We start from the raw sequence: 6,077 nt of genomic DNA, 5'->3' as shown, positions 1-6,077 counted from the left end.
TTGTCCATGTAGTCCGAGATACGGCAGTCGACCAAATTGATGAACTTGTCGCCTTCGGTCAGGTCGTCTACCGCCAGAATATCAGTGTGGTCGCGCCTGTTCAGGCCGCGCACCAGGTTGCTTCCGATGAATCCGGCCGCGCCGGTTACCACGATCATGTCAGTTCTCCTGCTGTGACAACAGATGTTCCAAGTTTGCCCACCACCACACCGCCCGCGCGGTTAGCCCACTTTACCGCTTCGACCCACGGCAGACCCGCAGCCCGCGTCACGGCCAGCGCGGCCAACACCGTGTCGCCGGCGCCTGACACGTCGAACACTTCGTGGGCCTGTGCATCAACATGAGCGCGCCCCTCAGTGGTGAATAGCGTCATGCCCTGCTCTGAACGAGTGACCAGCAAGGCTTCGAGAGAAAGCTCTTGCCGCAGCCGCTGGGCGCGTTCCTCGAGTTCATTTTCCGTCGACCAGCGGCCCACGGCTTCGGTCATTTCAGCGCGATTGGGCGTGATGATGTCGGCGCCGGTGTAGCGGCGATACGCATGGCCTTTGGGGTCGACCAGCACCGGCACTTTTGCCCGGTGCGCCGCCTGAATCAAGCCTTCGACACGCGCGAGCGTACCTTTGGCGTAATCCGACAGCACCAGCATGTCATGCTCGTTGATCAACGCCGCAACCTCGTCATGAAGCTGGTCGAGGCTATTGCCGGCAGGCGCTTCTTCGAAGTCGATCCGAATCAGTTGCTGTTGCCGCCCCATGACCCTGAGCTTGAGTGTGGTGGGCAGTACCGGGTCTTTCACCAAGCGCGCGGCAATGCCTTCTTGCCGGGACAGTGTGTCAACCTGCCGCCCTGCTTCATCGTCACCAACGATGCCTATGAGCGTGGCCCGTGCCCCGAGCGAAACAATATTACGTGCGACATTCGCTGCACCGCCCAGCCGGTCTTCTCGGCGTGCAACGCGCACCACCGGCACCGGAGCTTCGGGCGAAATGCGTTCGACCTCGCCAAACCAATAACGGTCGAGCATCAGGTCGCCCACCACCAACACCTTGCAACGTGCAACCGCTTCAACAGGAAAAGCCGTCATGCGAGCTCCTCGATTCGACGAGGCTGATAGGTTTCCCAGGAGTTGCAGCCCGGGCACTGCCAATAGAAATGTCGCGCTTCAAAGCCGCATACGCCGCAAGCATAGCGGTCGAGCCGCTTGGTATGTTTGTGAATGAGCGAGCGCAACAGGCCCAGATCGGCATCCGGCGCCATATTGGGGCCCGCAGGGGTGTTGCCCGAAGCCAGCTCAACCTCAAGCAGGCGGTCCAGCCCCAGCAAGGTCGGGTGAGCGCGCAGGGCGTCTCGTGCGAACTCCCAGGCCGGGGTATAGCCGTCTTGCGTGCGAAGCTCTCGAAAAATTACGTTGAAAACGTCAAGCGCCGGGTAGCGCATGTAATGCGCAGCAAGCACTTTCAGGCCCTGCTGGGCCTGCCCTACGGCGCGGTAACTTTCAAGCAGTTGTTCGGCCACAAGCCCTGCGTACTCGGGTGCGCTACTGAGCACTGATTCCAGATAGACGCGCTCACGTTCCCGATTGTTGTCAAACCGAGCCACTGTGGCACGCAGGATGGCAATGCGCGCCTCGGATGCATGACCGCGCGTCTGTCCACGCAGGGCTTGGGCGGCATTGTCGGCGGCATCGAGTGCGGCATTTGCAGCGGCCAGGTCGGGCGGCTTTGTCGACAGCGCGGCCTGAGCCTGCTCGCATTGATAATGCACCAACTGTGGCACCGGCTCGTCGACCAGCGCGCGTAAACGCTTTACCGCCTCGATGGCGCGCGGCCAATCGTGCTCGGATTCATAAATACGGATAAGCGCCCGAACTGCCGGGACCGCGAAACGGGTGTCCAGCACCAGCTTGAACGCCTGCTCGGCGCGATCGAGCATGCCGGCCTTGAGAAAGTCTTGAGCCAGTTCGTGTTGTGCGTGTTCGCGCTCTTCTTCGGGAAGGTCGGCCCGCGACAACAGGCTCTGGTGCACACGAATGGCCCGCTCCATCTCGCCCCGGCGCCGAAACAGGCTGCCCAGCGCAAAGTGCAGCTCGGTGGTTTCGGGGTCGAGCTTGGCGACCTCGACAAAGGCGTCAATAGCCCGATCGGGCTCTTCGTTGAGTATGAAGTTAAGGCCCTTGAAATAAGAGTCGGGCAAATTTCGGGTTTCGGACAGCATCTGCCTTATGTCCACCCGTGCAGCGATCCAGCCCAGCCCGAACAGCACCGGAACGGATATCAACCACCATGGTTCAAAATCCACTGTGTAAACCTCGAAAGACTAGGAGCCGTTATAGGGGGGCCAAGGGAGGCACGACATCAGCGGCGACCGTTGCATCATCAACATGCGGCTTGCGTGCGGCCTCTTCTTGCAGACGCAAGACCTCGCGCCGTAGTCGGGCCGCTTCGCGGCGCCGGCGCATTGCCGACGGCATGACGAGCAGCGCGGCAAACACAGCACCCAGGGCGAAAGCAACCAGCATGACGACGATCAGCGGCACCGCCCGAATGACGTGGTCGGCATATAGGCCGACGTCGACCGGATCGGTGTTTTTCAGCGCGAACAGCAGGACCAGAACAAAGACCACCAAGCGCACTGCCCAGATCACGTAACGCATGACTCAACTCCAGATATCGAAAGTACCGTAATTGTAAGGTAATCAGACGCCTTGGCTACCGCCAGCCGGCCATAGAACCGAACTGCCGGCCAGCTGCCGGCGGGATAAAAAAACTCCCGGATCGTATGCCCCAACTTGGGGTCAGTACGATTGCCGGGAGCTTTTTGACTACCAGTGCTGAGGACGGAGTTTTAGCCGTGCATTATGCGCGCATCGAACGGGTTTTCAGAGCAAGGGGCATCATCGGTAAACTTGCCCGCTGTCTCGGCGTCAAACGCCGCATCGACCCGTTCGCGCAACTCTTTGCCGGCCTTGAAGTGGGGCACCTGTTTGGCAGGCACCATCACCTTTTCGCCGGACTTGGGGTTGCGGCCGATGCGCGGCGAGCGCATCGACAGTGAAAAACTGCCAAAACCCCGGATCTCGATGCGCTGACCATTGACCAGGGCCTGGGTCATGGCATCGAGAACCGTCTTGACGGCGATGTCGGTATCGCGCGCGGCCAACTGCGGGTAGCGGGCGGCCAACAGCGCGATCAGCTCTGATTTAGTCACGAGCGATTAACCGTCGTCGCGCTGTTGGTCCAGCTTGGCCTTGAGCAAGGCACCCAGGTTGGTTGTACCCGAGGATGCGCTGGCTTCGGACATGCGCTGGAGCGAATCGGCGGTTTCGGCATTGTCGCGAGCCTTGATCGACAGCTGGATCGAACGCGTTTTGCGATCGACGTTGATGATCATGGCTTCGACTTCGTCGCCTTCTTTCAGGGCAGTGGTGGCGTCTTCGACACGGCCTGCCGAGATTTCGGAAGCGCGCAGATAGCCTTCGACATCGACCGACAGCGTCACGACTGCGCCTTTGGGCTCGACCGACTTGACCACGCCAGGAACCACGGCGCCCTTGTCGTGCGTAGAGACGAAATTGTTGAATGGATCGCCGTCGAGTTGCTTGATGCCCAGCGAGATGCGCTCTTTGTCGGTGTCGATACCCAGTACCACTGCGTTGATTTCGTCGCCCTTCTTGAAGTTGCGAACGGCTTCTTCGCCGGTGTCGGTCCAGGAGAGGTCGGACAAATGGACGAGGCCGTCGATGCCGCCGGGAAGCCCGACAAACACACCAAAGTCAGTGATGGACTTGATGGCGCCGCTAACCTTGTCGCCACGCTTGAAGTTGATGGAGAATTCTTCCCAGGGGTTGGCACGGCACTGTTTCATACCAAGCGAAATACGGCGACGGTCTTCGTCGATTTCGAGAACCATGACTTCGACTTCTTCGCCCAGGGTAACCACTTTGCGGGGGTCGACGTTTTTGTTGGTCCAGTCCATTTCGGAGACGTGCACCAGGCCTTCGATGCCGGCTTCGACTTCGACAAACGCACCGTAGTCGGTAAGGTTGGTAACCTTGCCGAACAGACGGGTGCTTTGCGGATAGCGGCGAGCAAGGCCGACCCAGGGGTCTTCGCCCAACTGTTTGACACCCAGCGAGACGCGGCTTTTCTCTTGGTCGAACTTAAGCACTTTGGCTTCGATTTCCTGACCCACCTGCAGAACTTCGGACGGGTGGCGAACACGACGCCATGCCATGTCGGTGATGTGCAGCAGACCGTCGATGCCGCCCAGGTCGACAAACGCACCGTAGTCGGTGATGTTCTTGACCACACCCTTGACCACTGCGCCTTCGTGCAGGGTTTCGAGCAGCTTTTCGCGCTCTTCGCCCATGCTGGCTTCGAGCACGGCACGACGCGACATGACAACGTTGTTGCGCTTGCGGTCGAGCTTGATAACCTTGAATTCGAGCGTCTTGCCTTCGTACGGCGTGGTGTCCTTGACAGGACGCAGGTCAACCAGCGAGCCGGGCAAGAAAGCACGGATGCCGTTGGTCATGACGGTAAGACCGCCCTTGACCTTGCCGGTGATGGTGCCGTTGACCAGTTCGCCGGACTCGAGCGCTTGCTCGAGCTGCAGCCAGGCCGACAGGCGCTTGGCGCGGTCGCGCGACAAGATGGTGTCGCCGTAGCCGTTTTCGAGCGAATCGATGGCAACCGATACAAAATCGCCTGCTTCGACTTCGAGCTCGCCCTGGTCGTTAAGGAATTCTTCGACGGGGATAAGGGCTTCGGATTTAAGACCTGCATTGACGACCACGAAGTTGTGATCGATGCGCATGACTTCGGCGGAGATGACCTCGCCTGACTTCATGTCTTGGTTTTTAAGGCTTTCGGCAAACAGGTCGGCGAAGCTTTCGCCGCCCATGGCGGCTGCGGTTGGGATGGAAGACATTAAATTAGTCCTAGCCAGGATGGCTGTTAAGAACACACCAGGGTTCAAGCCCCAGTGGAGTGAAATACACCCCGAACATAAGCCTTATGTTCGGGTACCGGTTTTCGATGCGAGCCGTTTTGACCACAGATCGAGTACTGCACTAACCGTTTCGTCAATACTTAAACCCGACGAATCGATCAGGTTTGCATCAGGCGCTGCAATTAGCGGCGCGTTGCTGCGCGTGCGATCGCGTAAATCGCGCGCCTCCATATCTTTCATGAGGTCTGCTAGATTAGCAGAAAAACCCTTTTCCTTCAACTGCTTACATCTTCTTTCAGCGCGTGCCGCCACGTCGGCCTCTAGAAAGACCTTAAGTTGCGCATCGGGGAACACCACCGTACCCATGTCACGGCCGTCTGCGACCAGCCCGGGCCCGCAGCGAAACGCCCGCTGGCGCTCGAGCAGCGCATGGCGTAAAGGCATTTGCGATGCAATGCGCGAGGCAAGGTTGCCCACCTGCTCTTCGCGGATGCGCGAGGTCACCTCGTGGCCGCCGAGCAGTATCTGATCCCCCTTGAATTCCACGTCGAGCCCTCGCGCCACCTCGGCCACCAATGCTTCCTGGGCGGGGTCGACGCCGCCCTCAAGGCAGGCCAACGCCGTCAATCTGTACAGCGCCCCGCTATCAAGCACCGACCAGCCCAAAGCCTGCGCCACGCGGTGGGCAACCGTACCCTTGCCCGATGCGGTCGGACCGTCGATGGCAATAACAGGGGTCTGGGGATTGAACTTCATGCCTGAACCAGCCCCTGGAAAACCGAGAAATAATCGGGAAAGGTCTTGCTGACACAACCCGGATCAAGAATAACAACCGGTTTTGGACCGAATGCCGCCAGCGAAAAACACATGGCCATGCGATGGTCGTCGTAAGTGGCGATATGCGCCTCGCGCCACTGGCCCGGCTCGACCGGATAAACCCGCAGCCAGTCTTCGCCCTGCTCGGTCTTGGCTCCCAATTTGGCCAGCTCGGTGGCCATGGCGTGAATGCGGTCGGTTTCTTTCACGCGCCAGCTGCCGATGTTGCGCAGTATGCAGGGGCCATCGGCAAATAAGGCCAGTGCGGCAGCTGTCATGGCGGCATCGGGAATAAGGTTGAAGTCTTCGTC

General features: G+C 59.6%; 7 protein-coding genes and 1 pseudogene. All 8 read right to left on the bottom strand.

The annotated features are described in order from the left end of the window. Positions 1-158, bottom strand: a 158-nt coding sequence (locus VL003_RS10375; RefSeq protein ID WP_325442174.1) for an NAD-dependent epimerase/dehydratase family protein, incomplete at its 3' end; no start/stop codon positions are given. After that, positions 155-1,084, bottom strand: a complete 930-nt coding sequence (gene rfaE1 / locus VL003_RS10370) for a D-glycero-beta-D-manno-heptose-7-phosphate kinase (RefSeq protein WP_325442172.1) — start codon at positions 1,082-1,084, stop codon at positions 155-157. The genes rfaE1 and VL003_RS10375, both read right to left, overlap by 4 nt. Beyond that, the gene (lapB, locus tag VL003_RS10365) at positions 1,081-2,298 is read right to left on the bottom strand and encodes a lipopolysaccharide assembly protein LapB (RefSeq protein WP_325442170.1); all 1,218 of its coding nucleotides are present in this window, start codon (positions 2,296-2,298) and stop codon (positions 1,081-1,083) included. Before lapB ends, rfaE1 begins: the two co-directional genes overlap by 4 nt. Positions 2,299-2,326: 28 nt before the next feature. Beyond that, complete coding sequence (locus VL003_RS10360; RefSeq protein WP_325442168.1) at positions 2,327-2,653, bottom strand: LapA family protein; 327 nt, start codon at positions 2,651-2,653, stop codon at positions 2,327-2,329. 191 nt (positions 2,654-2,844) lie between these two features. Further along, positions 2,845-3,207, bottom strand: coding sequence for an integration host factor subunit beta (locus tag VL003_RS10355; protein WP_325442166.1), 363 nt, complete (start codon positions 3,205-3,207; stop codon positions 2,845-2,847). A gap of 6 nt (positions 3,208-3,213) precedes the next feature. Then, entirely contained in the window at positions 3,214-4,929 is a 1,716-nt protein-coding gene (gene rpsA, locus VL003_RS10350; RefSeq protein WP_325442164.1) for a 30S ribosomal protein S1, read from the bottom strand. An 84-nt stretch (positions 4,930-5,013) separates the two neighbouring features. Beyond that, the gene (gene cmk / locus VL003_RS10345) at positions 5,014-5,706 is read right to left on the bottom strand and encodes a (d)CMP kinase (RefSeq protein ID WP_325442162.1); all 693 of its coding nucleotides are present in this window, start codon (positions 5,704-5,706) and stop codon (positions 5,014-5,016) included. Then, positions 5,703-6,077: pseudogene (locus tag VL003_RS10340) on the bottom strand (3-phosphoshikimate 1-carboxyvinyltransferase); the annotation flags it as partial. The gene cmk and the pseudogene VL003_RS10340, both read right to left, overlap by 4 nt.

The organism is Pusillimonas sp. (genome assembly GCF_035515275.1).
Taxonomy (GTDB): Bacteria; Pseudomonadota; Gammaproteobacteria; order Burkholderiales; family Burkholderiaceae_B; genus Pusillimonas.
Note: the sequence above shows the minus strand (reverse complement) of the source record. Positions and strands in the feature narration are given on the sequence as shown.